The 16,733-nt window shown below is 70.4% G+C and carries 17 protein-coding genes; 12 read left to right on the top strand and 5 right to left on the bottom strand.

Translation table 11 applies throughout. The features are described from left to right. Positions 1–43 precede the first annotated feature (43 nt). The 3 genes from ACMTAK_RS20485 (at position 44) to ACMTAK_RS20475 (ending at position 5,025) form a co-directional block, all read left to right on the top strand. On the top strand, positions 44–1,864 hold the full coding sequence (locus tag ACMTAK_RS20485; protein WP_413807570.1) for an ABC-F family ATP-binding cassette domain-containing protein: 1,821 nt from the start codon (positions 44–46) through the stop codon (positions 1,862–1,864). Between the two features lie 314 nt (positions 1,865–2,178). Next, entirely contained in the window at positions 2,179–4,026 is a 1,848-nt protein-coding gene (locus tag ACMTAK_RS20480) for a hypothetical protein (RefSeq protein WP_413807569.1), read from the top strand. A 270-nt stretch (positions 4,027–4,296) separates the two neighbouring features. Continuing rightward, entirely contained in the window at positions 4,297–5,025 is a 729-nt protein-coding gene (locus ACMTAK_RS20475) for a response regulator transcription factor (protein WP_413807568.1), read from the top strand. Between the two features lie 73 nt (positions 5,026–5,098). Here ACMTAK_RS20475 and ACMTAK_RS20470 read toward each other — a convergent pair whose 3' ends face one another. Together ACMTAK_RS20470 and ACMTAK_RS20465 are read right to left on the bottom strand one after the other, a co-directional pair. Continuing rightward, on the bottom strand, positions 5,099–5,470 hold the full coding sequence (locus ACMTAK_RS20470) for a hypothetical protein (RefSeq protein ID WP_413807567.1): 372 nt from the start codon (positions 5,468–5,470) through the stop codon (positions 5,099–5,101). 27 nt (positions 5,471–5,497) lie between these two features. Continuing rightward, a complete protein-coding gene (locus tag ACMTAK_RS20465) occupies positions 5,498–7,168 on the bottom strand; it encodes a sodium:solute symporter family protein (protein ID WP_413807566.1) in 1,671 nt (556 codons plus the stop codon). A gap of 162 nt (positions 7,169–7,330) precedes the next feature. Between ACMTAK_RS20465 and galT the strand changes: the two genes are divergently transcribed. From galT to ACMTAK_RS20445, 4 genes are all read left to right on the top strand, one after another. Beyond that, positions 7,331–8,374, top strand: coding sequence for a galactose-1-phosphate uridylyltransferase (galT, locus tag ACMTAK_RS20460; RefSeq protein WP_413807565.1), 1,044 nt, complete (start codon positions 7,331–7,333; stop codon positions 8,372–8,374). After that, positions 8,371–9,399, top strand: a complete 1,029-nt coding sequence (gene galE / locus ACMTAK_RS20455) for a UDP-glucose 4-epimerase GalE (protein WP_413807564.1) — start codon at positions 8,371–8,373, stop codon at positions 9,397–9,399. The genes galT and galE overlap by 4 nt, the downstream gene beginning before the upstream one ends. Continuing rightward, positions 9,396–10,589 carry a galactokinase gene (gene galK / locus ACMTAK_RS20450; protein ID WP_413807563.1) on the top strand — a complete coding sequence of 398 codons (1,194 nt, stop codon included), beginning with the start codon at positions 9,396–9,398 and terminating at the stop codon, positions 10,587–10,589. The genes galE and galK overlap by 4 nt, the downstream gene beginning before the upstream one ends. A gap of 345 nt (positions 10,590–10,934) precedes the next feature. After that, complete coding sequence (locus ACMTAK_RS20445) at positions 10,935–11,813, top strand: LuxR C-terminal-related transcriptional regulator (protein WP_413807562.1); 879 nt, start codon at positions 10,935–10,937, stop codon at positions 11,811–11,813. Here ACMTAK_RS20445 and ACMTAK_RS20440 read toward each other — a convergent pair. Beyond that, positions 11,772–12,269, bottom strand: coding sequence for a MarR family winged helix-turn-helix transcriptional regulator (locus ACMTAK_RS20440; RefSeq protein ID WP_413807561.1), 498 nt, complete (start codon positions 12,267–12,269; stop codon positions 11,772–11,774). The two genes, ACMTAK_RS20445 and ACMTAK_RS20440, sit on opposite strands and share 42 nt — an antisense overlap. A 134-nt stretch (positions 12,270–12,403) precedes the next feature. Here ACMTAK_RS20440 and ACMTAK_RS20435 point away from each other — a divergent pair, with 134 nt between their 5' ends. From ACMTAK_RS20435 to ACMTAK_RS20425, 3 genes are all read left to right on the top strand, one after another. After that, the gene (locus ACMTAK_RS20435) at positions 12,404–13,228 is read left to right on the top strand and encodes a trans-aconitate 2-methyltransferase (protein ID WP_413807560.1); all 825 of its coding nucleotides are present in this window, start codon (positions 12,404–12,406) and stop codon (positions 13,226–13,228) included. Continuing rightward, positions 13,225–13,587, top strand: a complete 363-nt coding sequence (locus tag ACMTAK_RS20430) for a VOC family protein (protein ID WP_413807559.1) — start codon at positions 13,225–13,227, stop codon at positions 13,585–13,587. The genes ACMTAK_RS20435 and ACMTAK_RS20430 overlap by 4 nt, the downstream gene beginning before the upstream one ends. A gap of 125 nt (positions 13,588–13,712) precedes the next feature. Next, complete coding sequence (locus ACMTAK_RS20425) at positions 13,713–14,357, top strand: Uma2 family endonuclease (RefSeq protein WP_413807558.1); 645 nt, start codon at positions 13,713–13,715, stop codon at positions 14,355–14,357. Here ACMTAK_RS20425 and ACMTAK_RS20420 read toward each other — a convergent pair. Both ACMTAK_RS20420 and ACMTAK_RS20415 read right to left on the bottom strand, forming a co-directional pair. Then, the gene (locus tag ACMTAK_RS20420; protein WP_413807557.1) at positions 14,282–14,866 is read right to left on the bottom strand and encodes an ATP-binding protein; all 585 of its coding nucleotides are present in this window, start codon (positions 14,864–14,866) and stop codon (positions 14,282–14,284) included. The genes ACMTAK_RS20425 and ACMTAK_RS20420 overlap by 76 nt on opposite strands. Further along, positions 14,841–15,356 (bottom strand): hypothetical protein, encoded by a 516-nt coding sequence (locus tag ACMTAK_RS20415; protein WP_413807556.1) that lies wholly within the window; start codon positions 15,354–15,356, stop codon positions 14,841–14,843. Before ACMTAK_RS20415 ends, ACMTAK_RS20420 begins: the two co-directional genes overlap by 26 nt. 185 nt (positions 15,357–15,541) lie before the next feature. Here ACMTAK_RS20415 and ACMTAK_RS20410 point away from each other — a divergent pair, with 185 nt between their 5' ends. Together ACMTAK_RS20410 and ACMTAK_RS20405 are read left to right on the top strand one after the other, a co-directional pair. Next, positions 15,542–16,414 (top strand): helix-turn-helix domain-containing protein, encoded by an 873-nt coding sequence (locus tag ACMTAK_RS20410; RefSeq protein ID WP_413807555.1) that lies wholly within the window; start codon positions 15,542–15,544, stop codon positions 16,412–16,414. Beyond that, positions 16,411–16,629, top strand: coding sequence for a DUF397 domain-containing protein (locus ACMTAK_RS20405; protein WP_413807554.1), 219 nt, complete (start codon positions 16,411–16,413; stop codon positions 16,627–16,629). Before ACMTAK_RS20410 ends, ACMTAK_RS20405 begins: the two co-directional genes overlap by 4 nt. Positions 16,630–16,733: the final 104 nt, after the last annotated feature.

Below are 16,733 nucleotides of genomic sequence, written 5' to 3'. Positions count from 1 at the left end.
GCGACTACCCTGGGACGCCGATCGATCCGCGTAATGGAGTGTGATGGCGACCAACCTGGTCAACGTTGAATCCGTCAGCAAGGTGTACGGCACCCGTGCCCTGCTGGACGGCGTTTCCCTCGGAGTGAACGAGGGCGACCGCATCGGCGTCGTCGGCCGTAACGGCGACGGCAAGACCACGCTCATCCGGATCCTCGCCAAGCTGGAGCCCGCCGACGACGGCCGCGTCACCCACGCCGGTGGTCTGCGGCTCGGCGTGCTCACCCAGCACGACTCGCTCGACCCCGCGGCCACCGTCCGCCATGAGGTGATCGGCGACCTCGCCGATCACGAGTGGGCCGGTGACGCCAAGATCCGGGACGTGCTCACCGGGCTGTTCGGCGGGCTGGACCTGCCCGGCTTCCCTCAGGGGCTGGACACGGTCATCGGCCCGCTGTCCGGCGGTGAGCGCCGCCGTATCGCGCTCGCCCAGCTGCTGATCGCCGAGCAGGACCTGATCGTCCTCGACGAGCCCACCAACCACCTCGACGTCGAGGGCATCTCCTGGCTGGCGGGGCATCTGCGCGCCCGCCGCTCGGGCCTGGTGGTGGTCACCCACGACCGCTGGTTCCTCGACCAGGTCTGTACCCGGATGTGGGACGTCCAGCGCGGCGCCGTCCACGAGTACGAGGGCGGCTACAGCGACTACGTCTTCGCGCGCGCCGAGCGCGAGCGCATCGCCGCCAGCGAGGAGGCCAAGCGGCAGAACATGATGCGCAAGGAGCTCGCCTGGCTGCGCCGCGGCGCCCCCGCCCGCACCAGCAAGCCCCGCTTCCGCATCGAGGCCGCCAACGCGCTGATCGCGGACGTCCCGCCGCCCCGCGACAGCGCCGAGCTGATGAAGTTCGCCAACTCCCGGCTCGGCAAGACCGTCTTCGACCTGGAGGACGTGACCGTAACCGCCGGGCCCAAGGTGCTGCTCAAGCATCTGACCTGGCAGCTGGGGCCCGGTGACCGGATCGGCCTGGTGGGGGTGAACGGCGCGGGCAAGACCTCGCTGCTGCGCGCCCTTGCCGAAGCCGCCCGCAGCGAGGGCGAACAGCAGCCCGCCGGGGGCCGGATCGTGGTCGGCAAGACCGTAAAGCTCGCGTATCTGTCCCAGGAGGTCGCCGAACTCGACCGGAACCTGCGGGTCCTGGAGGCCGCGGAGCAGATCCGGCAGCGCGTCGACCTGGGCAAGGGCCGGGAGATGACCGCTTCCCAGCTGTGCGAGAAGTTCGGCTTCACCAAGGAGAAGCAGTGGACCCCGGTCGGTGATCTCTCCGGCGGTGAGCGGCGCCGGCTGCAGATCCTGCGGCTGCTGATGGACGAGCCCAATGTGCTCTTCCTGGACGAGCCCACCAACGACCTGGACATCGAGACCCTGACCCAGCTGGAGGATCTGCTCGACGGCTGGCCCGGCTCACTCGTGGTCATCAGCCACGACCGCTACTTCATCGAGCGCACCACCGACCGGGTGCTCGCCCTGCTGGGCGACGCCACCTTGCGGATGCTGCCGCGCGGCGTGGACGAGTACCTGGAGCGGCGGCAGCGGGCCCTGGCCGCGGCCGCCCCGGCCGCCGCCTCGCCCGGCAAGCAGAAGACCGGCGAACAGGCCGCCCGGCAGCGGTCGGCGGCCGACCAGCGCGCCGCCAAGAAGGAGCTTCAGCGCATCGAGCGGCGGCTGGACCGGATCAGCGAGCAGGAGTCCGAGCTGCACGAGCGGATCGCCGAGCACGCCACGGACTTCGCCAAGGTCGCCGAGCTCGATACGCGGCTGCGCGAGCTGACGGGGGAGCGGGACGAGCTGGAGACCCGCTGGCTGGAGCTGGCCGATGACGCATGAGCCGCGACGCGTGAGCCGACGCCGCGTGAGTCGGCGACGCGTGATGTGAGTGGCCTGAAAGCATCGTGTGAAGAGGTTGTGCGGCGATGGCGCGCGCCCTGGCAACGGTCGCGTCACAGGCCGGTCTCAGCTGATCGATGACCTGGACACTGGTCCCTATTGCGCCCCTTACGGGTGATACAAAGAACTCCCGCCTGCCTTCCGCTCAATGGCGGGGTGCCCTGTCCGATTCGCTCCTTCCCGGGGGCCTTTGACCCACCGGGATCGCGGGGGAGGCCGGTCGGACGATGGGTCCCGCATCTGAAGGAATTCGCATGTCACAGCCGCCTCCGCCGCCAAACCAGCCGCCGCAGGGCGGCTTCGGTGCGCCGCAGGAACCTGGTTACGGCTACCCACAGCAGCCGCCCACGCCGCCTCCGGGCCAGCAGGGCTACGGCTATCCGCAGGCCCCCGGCCAGCCGCCGCAGACCCCGCCGCCTCCGCCGCCGTCGGCACCGCCGACGCCGCCGCAGACGCCCCCGCAGGGCGCCGGCGGCTACGGCTACCCGGATCAGCCGGCGCACGGCCAGCCGACCCAGGGCGCTGGGTCGCCGTACGGATCCGGCCAGCAGCCTTACGGTCAGCAGCAGTACGGCCAGCAGCCTTACGGTCAGCCGCAATTCGGCCAGCCGCAGTACGGCCAGCCGCCGCAGGCCCAGTACCCCGGCGGCCCCGGCTCTGGCAGCCCCGGTGGCTCCGGTCAGTCCAAGCAGCGCATGGCGATCATCGTCAGCGCCGTGGTCGCGGTCGCGCTGATCATCGGCGGCGGCATCTGGTTCGCCACCAAGGGCGACGACGGCGGCGGCAGCGAGGCCAAGGGCAAGGACAAGCAGTCCAGCCAGGGCTCCTCCAGCGGCACCACGGGTGGCGGGGACAAGCCTGCCAAGGCCGTGGACGCCAAGCTGCTCAACAAGGTCCCGATGCCCAAGGTCTCCGACCAGGTCACCGTCGAGGGCATGTGGACCACCGACGACACCTTCGTGAAGGCCGGTGTCTACAAGATCGTCGGCTATCCGCTGAGCGGCGGCGCCGCCAAGTGGACGATCCCGCTGGACGGCGCGGTCTGCTGGTCCTCGGACCACCTCACCAAGGACGGGCTGACCACGGTCCTCTACCAGGAGGCCAAGCCGTCGGCCGAGGACAAGTACCCCGGCTGCACCGAGGTCGGGCTGCTGGACCTGAAGAACGGCAAGATGCTGTGGCACCGGAACGTCAAGGAGGGTGACGAGAAGATCCGCTTCGACGAGGTCACCATCGGCGGCGGAACCGTGGCCGCGGGCGGCACCAGCGGCGGCGCCGCCTGGTCCAGCTCGGGCCAGTCCCTGTGGAAGCCCAAGTCGGGCGAGCAGTGCTCGGACGACGGCTACGCGGGCGGCGAGGACAAGCTGGTCGCGGTGCGCCGCTGCGGCGACTACGACAACCCGCAGATCCAGGTCCAGACGCTGAACCCGAAGACGGGCGCGGTGAAGTCGGCCTACAAGGTCTCGCAGGGCATCGACTACGTCCATGTCGCCTCCACCGATCCGCTGGTGATCGGCCTGGACGCCGGTGACTCCACCGGCTCGGCGGTCTCGGACTTCCTGTCCATCGACGACAGCGCCAAGACCGGCAAGGTGCTCGGCAAGATCGGCACCGAGAACGGCAAGTACGACGCCAAGTGCGAGTCGACCAACGTCGAGGGCTGCCGGAAGCTCGCCGTCTCCAAGTCGGCGAACACCCTCTTCCTCGGCTCCGAGGACCGCACCGACTCCAGCGCCGCGACGGCCAACGAGGTCGTGGCCTTCGACCTGAAGACCGGCAAGCCGATCGGGAAGACCGACGGGGTCAAGGGCGCCGCCCTCACCCCGCTCGGGCTGGACAAGGACGGCTCCGTCCTCGCCTACCAGGAGAGCACCTGGGAGACCGGCGGCGCGGTCTGGCGGATCGACCCCAAGTCGTACGCCAAGACCAAGCTGCTGCAGAACCCCGTCGCCAGCCATGAGATGGAGCAGAAGTTCAGCCCCAGCTACTCGGAGATCATCTACTCCGGGGAGCACCTCTACATGAGCGACGTCTACGCCAGCAAGCCCTCGGGCACCTACGACCGGGACGACCCGCTGGCGATCATCTTCGGCGCGAGCTGACGCTCCGGCGTCCGCCCGGCCTGCCCACCCCACGGCGGCCCCGCCCGTACGACACCGTATGGGCGGGGCCGCCGCTGTCCGCTCGGGCGGAGCGCCGGGGTGCGCGCCCCCTGGGAACCCGGCCGCATCGATCGGATTGGGACGTCAACCGGACGTCAAGTAGGCACGAATGGCCGGGATTTCGGCATTCCGGGGGGCTTCTGCCCGGTAAGGGGCGCGCAACGTCGAACAAGCGTGTAGCTTTCCCCCCTGAGCGAATGGGGGGAGCTCATGGGTGTGCGACTCATGGTGGTCGACGATCACCGTCTGCTCGCGGAGGCGCTCGCCTCGGCGCTGAAGCTGCGCGGGCACCGGGTGCTCGCCGCGGCGGCGCCGAGCGCGGGAGCGGCGGACCTGGTGGTGAGCCGGGCACCTGAGGTGTGCCTGCTGGGCACGGCGGCACCCGCCGAGCCGGGGGTGTTCGACCCGGTGGTGCGGATCAAGAAGGAGCGGCCACAGGTCGCGGTCGTGGTGCTGGGCCCGGTGCCGAGCCCGCGCGGCATCGCCGCCGCCTTCGCCGCCGGGGCGTCCGGCTACGTCCGCCACGACGAGCGGATCGAGGGCGTCGAACGCGCCATGATGAAGGCGCGCGCGGGCGAGGCGGCCGTGGCGCCCCAGCTGCTCCAGGGGGCGTTCGCGGAGCTGCTCAACCCCGCGGCCCAGCCCGACGACGAGGGCGCCCGGCTGCTGCGGATGCTGACCCCGCGCGAGGTGGAGGTGCTGGTGCGGGTCGCGGAGGGCGAGGACACCCGGCTGATCGCGGCGGGCATGGGGATCGCCCCCAGTACGGCCCGCACCCATGTGCAGCGGGTGCTGATGAAGCTCGGGGTGGGCTCGCGGCTGGAGGCGGCGGCCCTGGCGGCGCGTACGGGGCTGCTGGACCGCGCGGCGACGCGCCGCCCCGCCCCGTCCCCGCCCCAGCCGCCTCCCGCGCCGCAACCGCCCGCGTCGGCGCCGTAGACCTCAAGCCGTGCCGTGCCGTGCCGGGCCACGCCGTGCCGGGCCGGGCGCGGTGGCCGGGTGCCCGCGTCGCTCAGCCCGCTCCGGACCCGGGCTCCCGGCCCCCGGGCTCTCCGGTCCCGCCCCCGGCACCGGGGCCGCCCCCGGGCCGAGCGGGCTCCGGCTTGGGTGCGGCGCCGGGCGCGGACAGCGGCCTGAGCTTCATCCAGAGCAGGAAGAACAGGCCGACCGCGAGCATGCACGACCCCGTCCAGAGGTTGATGTTGATGCCCGACGCCTTCCTCACATCCGCGTCCGAGGCGGTGAACCCGGCGATGAGGACGAGGATCCCGTAGATCACGAACAGCCCGCCGATGATCCGCCGCACATCGAACAGCCGGGCCGCGGTCGCCGACTTCTGCTCCAGCTCCTCGACCTCGTGCCGGTATTCGTACTCCTCACTCATGGCGCACGCTCCTTAATCCCGGAAGGGTCACAGGGAGAACGGGATGTAGCACAGGGCCGCGAGGATCAGCGCGCTCCAGCCCAGCACGGCCGGACGGCGGTACCACGCCTCGTCGCCCGGCGCCGGTGGCTCGGCCACCCCGGGCGCCGTGGTGCCGTAGACCAGACCGGCCAGCGACTCCACCGGCTTGGGCTTGGTGAACGGCGTCAGCGCGACCATCACCACCCCGCCGACCACGAACGCCACGATGGCGGAGACGAAGTTGGCGCCCTGGTCGCTGGGGATGGCGATGACATCCCCCAGATAGAGCCAGAAGTAGTTGATCATCGCGGCCACCGTGCCGCACAGCAGCCCCCAGAACCCCGCCGCGGCGGTGGCCCGCTTCCAGAACATCCCGATGATGAAGACGCAGAACAGCGGCACGTTGAAGAACGAGAACAGGGTCTGGAGGTAGTTCATGATGTTGCTGAACGAGGAGGCGATGAAGGCCGTGCCCATACCGGCCAGCACCCCGATCGCCGTCACCACCCGCCCGGTGAGCAGGTAGTACCCGTCCGGGCGGCCCTTTTGCACATACGCCCGCCAGATGTCGTTGGTGAAGACCGTGTTGAAGGACGACACATTGGCCGCCATGCCCGCCATGAAGGCGGCCAGCAGCCCGGTCACCGCGAGCCCCAGCACCCCGTTGGGCAGCAGTTCGCTCATCAGCAGCGGAATCGCGTCGTTGTACTGGAGCCCGCTCGTCTTCGAACCGATGTCCGGCTCCATGACCAGGGCGATCAGCCCGGGGACCACCACGATCAGCGGGATGAACATCTTGGGGAACGCGGCGATCAGCGGAGTGCGCTGGGCGGCCGAGAGGTTCTTGGCCGACAGGGCGCGCTGCACCTCGGCGAAGTTGGTCGTCCAGTAGCCGAAGCTCAGACAGAAGCCGAGGCCCAGCACGATGGTCAGCCAGTTGGCCCCCAGCGGGTTGGACGAGCCGATGCCGGTGCCACCCCAGGCGGAGACGAAGTTGGGGCCGTGCGAGTCCGTGAGCGAGTCCTTGAGCCCGCCGAAGCCGCCGATCCGCCGGAGGCCGACGACGGTGAGCGGGATCAGGGCGGCCAGGATCACGAAGAACTGCAGCACCTCGTTGTAGATCGCCGAGGAGAGTCCGCCGAGGGTGATGTACGCGAGCACGAAGAGACCCGCGACCACGATGGCCACCCACTGCGGCCAGCCCAGCAGCGCCTCCACCACGATCGCCATCGCGTAGAGGTTCACCCCCGCGATCAGTACCGACGCGACCGAGAAGATGATCGAGCTGAGCAGATGCGAGGACGGTCCATAGCGGTGCAGCAGGAACTCGGGGACGGACCGTACCTTGGAACCGTAGTAGAACGGCATCATCACCAGGCCGAGGAAGACCATGGCCGGAATCGCCCCGACCCAGTACCAGTGCACCGTGTACACCCCGTACTGCGCGCCGTTGGCGGCCATCCCCAGGATCTCCAGGGCGCCCAGGTTCGCGGCGACGAAGGCCAGACCGGTGACCCACGCGGGCAGCGACCGGCCGGAGAGAAAGAAGTCGAGGCTGGTCTTGACGCTCGCTCTGGCGGCGAATCCCACGCCGAGGACGACGACGAAATAGAGGATCAGGATCGTGTAGTCGAGTGCGTTGGTGGGCAGCCGTAGCCCTTCGGCCAGATAGTGCATGGTCTCGCCTCATCGCCTGAACGGAATGCACCAGAAACGTTCGGTGAACGTATCCGAATTCTTGTGGTTTGTCCGAGCGCCTACGCCGCGCATTGACGCCGCTGTTGGCTTGTGGTTCATTATGTTGAGTTGTGTTGGGTGCACCTGACAGGAGCTGGCGGAGTGAAGAAGACGGCGACGCGGCTCGCGGACGGACGCGAGCTGATCTATTACGACGCACGCGACGACGCGGTGCGCGACGCCGTCGACCAGCGGCCGCTCGACCCCATCGCGACCCGCTCGGAGATCCGGCACGACCGCCTGCTCGGCGACCGGGTGGCGATCGCCTCCCACCGCCAGGCCCGCACCTACCACCCGCCGGCCGACGAATGCCCGCTGTGCCCCTCCCGCGAGGGGCGGCACAGCGAGATCCCCGCCTCCGACTACGACGTCGTGGTCTTCGAGAACCGCTTCCCGTCGCTGGCCGGTGACTCGGGCCGGTGCGAGGTCGTGTGCTTCACCTCCGACCACGACGCCTCCTTCGCCGACCTCGACGCCGAACAGGCCGCTCTGGTGCTCGACGCCTGGACCGACCGCACCGCCGAGCTGGCCCAACACCCCGCCGTCGAGCAGGTCTTCTGCTTCGAGAACCGCGGCAAGGAGATCGGCGTCACCCTCGGCCATCCGCACGGCCAGATCTACGGGTATCCCTTTGTGCCCCCTCGTACACAGCTGATGCTCCGTTCACTTGGCGAGCACCGTGAGGCCACCGGTCGGAATCTGTTCGATGATGTGGTCGCCGATGAACTGGCCGACGGGCGACGGGTGGTGCTCGACGGCGAGCACTGGGTCGCGTTCGTCCCCTACGCCGCCCACTGGCCCTACGAGGTGCACCTCTACCCGAAGCGGCGGGTCCCGGACCTGCCGGCGCTGGACGAGGCCGCGCGCACGGAGTTTCCACAGATGTATCTGGAACTCTTGAAGCGCTTCGACCGGATCTTCGGGGAGGGTGAGCCGCCCACGCCCTACATCTCCGCCTGGCACCAAGCGCCGTACCGCATGGCCGACCGCGGTGAATTCGCACTTCACCTCGAGCTTTTCACCATCCGCCGCACTTCCGGCAAGCTGAAGTTTCTCGCGGGTTCCGAATCCGGCATGAATGTGTTCATCAACGATGTGCCGCCGGAGGCCGCGGCTGAGCGACTGCGAGAGGTAGCGAGCAAGTGAGCAATGCGCAGCAGAAGAAGTACCTGGTCACCGGCGGTGCCGGCTATGTCGGCAGCGTGGTCGCGGCGCATCTGCTCGAAGCCGGGCACCGGGTGACGGTGCTGGACGACCTCTCCACCGGCCACCGCGCCGGGGTGCCCGAGGGCGCGGAGTTCATCGAGGGCCGCATCCAGGACGCCGCCAAGTGGCTCGACCCCTCCTACGACGGCGTACTGCACTTCGCGGCGTTCTCCCAGGTCGGCGAGTCCGTCGTCAACCCCGAGAAGTACTGGGTCAACAATGTGGGCGGCACCACCGAGCTGCTCGCCGCGATGCGCGGCGCCGGGGTGCGCACCCTCGTCTTCTCCTCCACCGCCGCCACCTACGGGGAGCCCGACCAGGTCCCGATCACCGAGGATCTCCCGACCGCGCCCACCAACCCCTACGGGGCCAGCAAGCTCGCCGTCGACCACATGATCAGCGGTGAGTGCGCCGCCCATGGCCTGGCCGCGGTCTCCCTGCGGTACTTCAACGTCGCGGGCGCCTACGGGGCGTACGGCGAGCGCCATGACCCCGAGTCCCACCTCATCCCCCTGGTGCTCCAGGTCGCCCAGGGCCGCCGTGAGGCCATCTCGGTCTTCGGCGACGACTACGCCACCCCCGACGGCACCTGCGTCCGCGACTACATCCACGTCGCCGACCTCGCCGACGCCCATCTGCTCGCCCTCGACGCGGCCCTCCCGTCTCCCACCACCACCCTCAACGGAGGCGCTGCGCGCCGCGGAGTCAATCCTGGTGAGCACCTGATCTGCAACCTCGGCAACGGGAACGGCTTCTCCGTCCGCGAGGTCATCGAGACGGTGCGCCAGGTCACCGGCCACCCCATCCCGGAGATCGCCGCCCCGCGCCGCGGCGGCGACCCGGCGGTCCTGGTGGCCTCCGCCGAGCGTGCCAAGGAGCGCCTGGGCTGGCGCCCGACCCGCGCCGACCTGGCCGGAATCGTCGCGGACGCATGGGAGTTCGCGCAGCGGAGGGAGAGTCAGTGACGGACGAGCACGGCCCCGGGCGGGTCACGGCGGAGTTCCGCGAGGTCTACGGCACCGAGCCCGGCGGCGTCTGGGCGGCGCCGGGCCGGGTCAATCTGATCGGCGAGCACACCGACTACAACGACGGCTTCGTGATGCCGCTCGCCCTGCCCCACACCTGCCTGGCCGCCGCCTCCCCGCGCACCGACGGGGCGCTGCGGCTGCACTCGGGCGACGTCCCGGGCGGGGTCGTCGAGCTGCGGGTCGAGGAGCTTTCGCCGGTCGCGGGCGGCGGCGACCGCGGCGGCTGGGCCGCCTATCCGGCCGGAGTGGTCTGGGCGCTGCGCGAGGCGGGGCTGCTGACGGGCGAGGCCGGTGGTGCGGATCTGCACTTCGCGTCCACCGTGCCCACCGGCGCCGGACTGTCCTCGTCTGCCGCGCTGGAGGTGGTCACGGCCACCGCGCTCAACGATCTGTACGGGCTGGGGCTCACCCCGCCGCGCATCGCCCAGCTGTGCCAGCGCGCGGAGAACGCGTTCGTGGGCGTGCCCTGCGGGATCATGGACCAGATGGCGTCGGCGTGCTGCACCGAGGGGCACGCCCTCTTCCTCGACGCCCGTGATCTCACCCAGCGCCAGGTGCCGTTCGACCTGGCGGCCGAGGGGCTGCGGCTGCTGGTCGTGGACACCCGCGTCAAGCACGAGCTGGGCGACGGCGCCTACGCGAGCCGGCGCGCCGCGTGCGAGGCGGCCGCGCGGGCGCTCGGGGTGCGGGCGCTGCGGGACGTGCCCTTCGAGGGGCTGGACGCGACGCTCGCCGAGTTGGAGCGGCTGGGCTGCGACGCGGCCACCCGGCGGCGGGTGCGCCATGTGGTGACCGAGGACCGGCGGGTGGAGGAGGTCATCGAGCGGCTCGACGCGGGGGACATCCGGTCCATCGGGCCGGTGCTGACCGCCGGGCACGCCTCCTGCCGCGACGACTTCGAGATCTCCTGCGACGAGCTCGACCTGGTCGTGGAGACGGGATGCGCGGCGGGGGCGCTCGGGGCGCGGATGACCGGGGGCGGCTTCGGCGGCTCGGCCATCGTGCTGGTGGCCGAGGCGGACGCGGAGGCGGTGAGCAAGTCGGTGACCGAGGCGTTCGGCGCGGCCGGGCACCGGGCGCCGCGGATCTTCCCGGCGGTGCCGAGTGCGGGGGCGCGGCGGCTGTAAGGGGCCGTACCCACCGGCCCTCGATCGCCCCCCGGTAATTTTTCGCCGCTGTTGGATCTCGTACTCCCCAAGAGCGAACAAGAAACCCACAGTGAACAGGCGAGAGCGGTCAGTTTCGCTAATCCGCTTCCTATATGAGACCACGGCCTTACTCTGAGTACAGCGTCGGTGGGGGCCGACGCTTATCAGGGGGCGAGACAGTCAGGTACGACGCCCGGGGTGGGGTAGCAATCAGGGCACGGCGGCGGCCGTGCGGGTTGTGGTGACCTTGCGTCGGGCGCCGTACCCGCACTGTTTTTCTCGGTGTATCCGGGATCTTTCATCCGGCGACGTGGGGGGTTGTTCGTGGCACGTATTCGGGTTCTCGTGGTCGACGACCATCGTATTTTCGCCGAGTCCTTAGCGGCCGCCCTCGCGGCGGAGCAGGACGTGGACGTGGCGGCGGCCGGAAGTGGGCCGGCGGCACTGCGCTGTCTGGAGCGTGGGGCGGCGGAGGGGCGCCGCTTCGACATCCTGCTGGTCGACGCCGACTTGGGCACGGCCGCCGACGGTGTGGGGCCACCGCTTCCGGTACCGGCCGAGCTGCCGTACGGCGGGGCGAACGGCACGGCGCACAGCGGCACCCCTGGCGGGGCGCATGTCGGCGCGCACGGCGGGCCGCACGGTGGGGCCCATGGCGGTCCCGCCCGGGCGGTGAACGGCCGGGCGGCCGACGGCATATCGCTCGTCGGCGCGGTCCGCTCCGCCCAGCCGGGGGTGCGCACCGTGGTGCTGGCCGAGCGCGACGATCCGCGCCGCGCGGCGGCGGCGCTCCAGGCCGGGGCGTCCGGCTGGGTCGCCAAGGACTGCTCACTGGTCCGGCTGCTCGCGGTCATCCGGGGGGTGCTGCGGGAGGAGACCCATCTGCCGCCCGCTCTGCTCACCGGCGTCCTGCGGGAGTTGACGGCCGCCCGTAAGCACCGTACCGAAAGTGAGCGGCTGGTCGAGTCGCTGACGCCGCGTGAGCGGGAGGTGCTGCGCTGCATGGTGGCCGGGCTCGGCCGTAAGGCGGTCGCCGAGCGGCTCTTCCTCTCCCCGCACACCGTCCGCACCCATATGCAGAACGTGCTGGGCAAGCTGGGCGTCCACTCCACGCTGGCGGCCGTGGCGCTGGCCCGGCGCGCCGGTGTGGGCCCGGTCGACCTAGCCGGGGAGATTGTCGAACGGGGCGGTCAGCTGGCGTAGCAGCGCGGCCAGTTCGGCGCGCTGGGCCTGGGAGAGCTCGGCCAGGATGGCGTGCTCATGTTCCAGCAGCCCCGCCAGTGCCTGATCGGCGCGGTCACGCCCTTCGGCGGTCAGCCGGACCAGCACACCGCGCCGGTCACTGGGGTCGGGCCCCCGCTCGACCAACCCCTTCTTGGCGAGCCGGTCGATGCGGTTGGTCATGGTGCCCGAGGTGACCAGAGTCTGGGTCAGCAGCTGCCCGGGGGAGAGCTGATACGGGGACCCGGCCCGGCGCAGCGAGGTCAGGACGTCGAACTCCCAGGGCTCCAGATTGTGCTCGGCGAAGGCGATCCGCCGTGCCCGGTCGAGATGGCGGGCGAGCCGGCTGACCCGGCTGAGCACTTCGAGCGGTTCCACATCGAGGTCGGGGCGTTCCCGCCGCCACGCCGCGACCAGCCGATCGACCTCGTCCTCCATGGCGATCAGTGTAGTGGGTCTGTCGACATGAAGTCTCTTGACATCAAGAGATAACGTGGAGCACGGTAAGACGCCGGGACGCGTGGAAGCGACCCAGGCGCCTCGTATCGACCGTACCCGCAGGGGGACCGATCATGACCACCGCGCCCAACTGGGACCCTCGGCAGTATCTGCGCCACGCCGGCCACCGCGTCCGCCCCTTCCTGGACCTGCTGGCCCGCGTCCCCGAGCTGCCCACCGACCCCGGCCGCCCGCCCCGCATCGCCGACCTCGGCTGCGGCCCCGGCAACGTCACCGCCCTGCTGTTCGACCGCTGGCCCGACGCCCAGGTCACCGGCCTGGACAACTCCGCCGAGATGCTCGCCGAGGCCCGGCCCCTCGCGGGCGCCACCACCGGCGGCGGCCGCCTCGACCTCCGGCAGGCCGATGTGCGGAACTGGGCGCCTGACGAGCCCTACGACCTGATCGTCTCCAACGCCGCCCTCCAGTGGGTCCCCGGCCACCCCGACGCCTTCCCCACCTGGCTGGCCGGACTGCGCGCCGGCGGCACCTTCGCCTTCCAGGTCCCCGGCAACTTCACCGCCCCCAGCCACACCCTGCTGCGCGACCTGTGCAACGCCCCCGAGTGGCGCGACCGCCTCGCCGACCGCGTCCGTGACCCCGGTGGCGTCCTGGAGCCGACCGAGTACCTGGCGCGCCTGGCGGCGCTCGGCTGCGAGGTCGACGCCTGGGAGACCACCTATGTGCAGATCCTGACCGGCCCCGACCCCGTCCTCGACTGGGTCAAGGGCACCGCCCTGCGCCCGGTCCTGACCGCCCTGGCCGACGACCCGCCCGCCCGCGACCGCTTCCTGGCCACCTACGCCGCCCTCCTCCGCGACGCCTACCCCGCCGCCCCCCATGGCACGGCCTTCCCGTTCCGCCGCGTCTTCGTCGTCGCCCACAAGGCCCCCCGATGATCACGGCCCTCGACCACGTACAGCTCGCCGCCCCACCCGGCAGCGAATCCGCCCTGCGCGCCTACTACGGCGAGGTGCTCGGCATGACCGAGGCCCCCAAACCGGCCGCCCTGGCCGCGAATGGCGGCCTGTGGTTCGCCCGCGGCCCGGTCCAGCTGCACCTGGGCATCGACCCGGACTTCCGCCCTTCCCGCAAGGCCCACCCGGGTCTCAGGGTCGTCGGCATAGAAGCCTTCGCCACCCGCCTCGCCGGGCACGGCGCCGAGGTCGTCTGGGACGAGAAACTGCCGGGGCACCGCCGCTTCTACTCCGAGGACCCGGTCGGCAACCGGCTGGAGTTCCTGGAGCCGATCGGGTGATATCACCCGATCGGATGATCAGTTCGATGTTTGCCGTGATTGAGCCCTCGCGGACGCATGGCGTCACGGTGTCGCTTGTGCCGCAGTGGCGTCGGCGCCCAGACTGATGGAGGAGGTGCTTCACGATGACCGCTCTCGCGCATGAGCCGTGCTCTGCCGTGGACGACGGGTTGCCCCCGGTCGCCGGGCAGGAAGCTGTGTCCCTGGACGAGGTGCTGTGGCAGGCGTGGAAGGCCATGGAACTCCCCGAGGGCTACCGGGCCGAGATCATCGAGGAGTTCATCGAGGTGTCGCCCACCGGTCGTCGCCGTCATGGCGTGATCATCAATCGCCTCCGCCGGGCCTTGGAGGCCCATCTCGCAGACGGCGACGATGTCACGTACCACGACGTAAATGTCATCCACCGCCGTAAGGTGTGGATCCCCGACCTCTTCATCGCCCCTGAGGACCTCGACGAGATCCCCGACGAGGGAGATCTCGGAGTGGACGCAGGCGGGGTCAAGGCGGCCTTTGAGGTGGTCTCGCCCGGTCACGAGGCCCGCTCCCGCGACAGAAAGCGCAAGCGCCGTGCCTACGCCCGCGCGGGCATCCCGCTCTACGTCCTGATCGACGACTTCGACGGCGACGGCACGGTCGTCATCCTCACGGCGCCCGACCCCGACAAGGCCGTCTACGCCGACGAGCACCGCGTGCCCTACGGCACCGACGCCGTCATCCCCGACGGCCCCGCCAAGGGCTTCGTCATCGGAGAGGCCATCGTCAGGCCGTGACGCTCAGCCGTTCCGGTCCGGGGTGAGCCGGGTGACGGTGTAGCCCCTTCCCGCGGAAGTCGCGTTCCCGTGATCACCTCGGCCCATACGGTAAGTCCCTCGCGGGAGCGTCGCCCGCCCCAGCGGTATGCCAGTGCCGCGACCATGAACAGGCCGCGGCCGTGCTCGTCGTCCCCCTCGGGCAGAGCGGTGACCGGGATGTCGCCCGCACCCTCATCGGTCACGGTGACGACGGCCGAGCGCCCGGCCAGCGCGAGCGTGACCGCGACCGAGCGGCTGGCGGTGTGTTCCAGTGCGTTGGCGGCGAGTTCCCCGACGACGGTTTCCAGTGCCTCGGTGGTCTCCCTGGGCAACCCCCATGAACGCGCCGTCCCGGCCACGTGTCGACGGGCCGTGGAGGCGGAGGCGAGATCGTCGCCGGGCAGCGTCCACAGGATGAGCGTCTGCGGGCGGGTGGCGCTGCCGAGCGCGGCGCCGACCGCCTCAAGAGACGCGGCGCATTGGTCCACGACCGGCTCCCTTGGTACGGACATCGGAGAGCCACACTCCGGCGAGATGGGCGAGCGCGGCGGCGACGGCCTCGCACAGCTCGTCGCCGTCGGTGGTGAGCGGGCCCGCCGTGGTCGGCCCCACGATCCAGCGCCGCCCGCAGGCGGCCCGGCGACCGGCGAGGAGGTTCGCCACGGGTGACGGCCAGCGCATGACGCCGGAGGCGACGCAGCGCGTGCCGGTCAGCGGCGGCCAGCTCGCGGAGCAGCCTGGCGGCGCGAGGAATTCGACCGTCGCCCGCAGCGGCACGTCCAGCACGAGCCCGAGGGCGGTGCCTCTCGCGCGCAGCCGGTGCAGGGCGGCTGCCCCGATCGTGCCGGTCACGCGCGTGACGTTCCACGCCGCCCCGATGGGCACCTCCACGGCCCGCCCGGTTCGCCAGGCCCGTTCGACGTCGGATAACCGGGCTCCGGCGGCGACGGCCAGGGCGGTGGGGGTGTGCGGTGTCATGGGTGGCTCCCTTGCGGCGTTCGGCTGGTGCATCTTCGACCTTCACGAGGAGCTTGCCATTGAATTCCAACAACTGGCCTTTACGTCAGTAGAGTTCACCAGTGTGGGTGACTGACTCGCTGGAGCAGTCAACTCGATGTGCATCGCCGCATACGCTCGGCGGACTCGACGGGAGGGAGCGTGGGATGACCGCCACGATGACGGGACCGGCCGGACGCATGCAGATCGCGCGGGGGCTGATCGCGCTGCGTGAGCGTTGTGGCCTGACGCAGACGCAAGTCGCCGAGCGTGCGGGCGTGAGCAAGGCGACAGTGAGCCGGTACGAGGCGTGGCAGGACCGCGCGCGTATTCGCTGGGCCACGGTCAAGGCACTGGCCGATGCCTGCGAGGCATCCGCAGAGGAACGGGACGCGCTGGTGCGCGTCGTCAAGTCGCAATCCGAGGGCTGGTGGGTCGGCAACAGCGCGGTACCGGAGTGGATCGATCCCCTGGTCTCGTTCGAGCATGAGGCGGAGTACGAGCACGTGTACGCGAACAACGTCGTGCCCGGACTACTTCAGACCCGTTCCTATGCGACCGCGATCCACCGGGCGAGTGAACTGCGCACCCCCAACGAGCAGGTCGAGCGCATGGTCGACGCCCGTATGCAGCGCCAGAGCATCCTTGACCGGCAAGTGCCCCTGCACCTGTGGGTAATCCTGGACGAAGCCGTACTCCGGCGCATCGTGGGTGATGAGGCGGTGATGGCCGAGCAGATGGACCACCTCTACGACATGGCGCAGCGCCCGAACGTCGATATCCAGCTGCTCCCTTTCACGGCTGGAGCCCATGCTGCGGGGTCCGGGCACTTCGTCATCCTCGGCCGGGACGACGCACGAAACCCGCTCAACTCCATGGCCGTCGTGTACATCGAGATGCGGCGCAGGGGCTTGTACCTTGACGACGTGGACGCGGTGTCTTCCTATAAGTTGTCGTTCGATTACCTTCGTTCACAGGCAGCCGACTCGACAGCGTCCCTGCGGCTGCTGGGGACCGTGCGACAGGAGTTCTCTTCATGAGCGATCGCATATCCACCGGTGGTATGGCAGCCGCAGTCTGGCGCAGAAGCAGTTACAGCGGCCCGGAGGGCAATGAGTGCGTCGAGGTCGCGGACCTCCGCACCCACATCGCCGTCCGCGACTCCAAGAACCCGACCGGCCCCGTCCTGACCTTCCCCGCCGGCGCCTTCGCCTCGTTCGTCAGCGAGGTGAAGGCGGGACGCCGGCGCGACTGAGGCTCCGCGGCGCTCCCCTGAAGCGCTATGTCATGAGACCGTTGACGCGCTGAACAACAAAGCTGAACAACAAAGCGGTGGCCACGTTTCTCGGGGGAGGGCCA

It is taken from the genome of Streptomyces lacaronensis (genome assembly GCF_047337785.1).
GTDB classification, from domain to species: domain Bacteria; phylum Actinomycetota; class Actinomycetes; order Streptomycetales; family Streptomycetaceae; genus Streptomyces; species Streptomyces lycopersici.
Note: the sequence above shows the minus strand (reverse complement) of the source record. Positions and strands in the feature narration are given on the sequence as shown.

Bases quoted from the DNA above. Each gene is read 5' to 3' on its own strand.
- ACMTAK_RS20425 (WP_413807558.1), top strand. From the start codon at position 13,713: ATGACCGCTCTCGCGCATGAGCCGTGCTCTGCCGTGGACGACGGGTTG.
- ACMTAK_RS20405 (WP_413807554.1), top strand. From the start codon at position 16,411: ATGAGCGATCGCATATCCACCGGTGGTATGGCAGCCGCAGTCTGGCGC.
- ACMTAK_RS20440 (WP_413807561.1), bottom strand. From the start codon at position 12,269: ATGGAGGACGAGGTCGATCGGCTGGTCGCGGCGTGGCGGCGGGAACGC.
- ACMTAK_RS20480 (WP_413807569.1), top strand. From the start codon at position 2,179: ATGTCACAGCCGCCTCCGCCGCCAAACCAGCCGCCGCAGGGCGGCTTC.
- ACMTAK_RS20475 (WP_413807568.1), top strand. From the start codon at position 4,297: ATGGGTGTGCGACTCATGGTGGTCGACGATCACCGTCTGCTCGCGGAG.
- ACMTAK_RS20415 (WP_413807556.1), bottom strand. From the start codon at position 15,356: ATGACACCGCACACCCCCACCGCCCTGGCCGTCGCCGCCGGAGCCCGG.
- ACMTAK_RS20435 (WP_413807560.1), top strand. From the start codon at position 12,404: ATGACCACCGCGCCCAACTGGGACCCTCGGCAGTATCTGCGCCACGCC.
- ACMTAK_RS20485 (WP_413807570.1), top strand. From the start codon at position 44: ATGGCGACCAACCTGGTCAACGTTGAATCCGTCAGCAAGGTGTACGGC.
- ACMTAK_RS20430 (WP_413807559.1), top strand. From the start codon at position 13,225: ATGATCACGGCCCTCGACCACGTACAGCTCGCCGCCCCACCCGGCAGC.
- ACMTAK_RS20410 (WP_413807555.1), top strand. From the start codon at position 15,542: ATGACCGCCACGATGACGGGACCGGCCGGACGCATGCAGATCGCGCGG.
- ACMTAK_RS20470 (WP_413807567.1), bottom strand. From the start codon at position 5,470: ATGAGTGAGGAGTACGAATACCGGCACGAGGTCGAGGAGCTGGAGCAG.
- ACMTAK_RS20465 (WP_413807566.1), bottom strand. From the start codon at position 7,168: ATGCACTATCTGGCCGAAGGGCTACGGCTGCCCACCAACGCACTCGAC.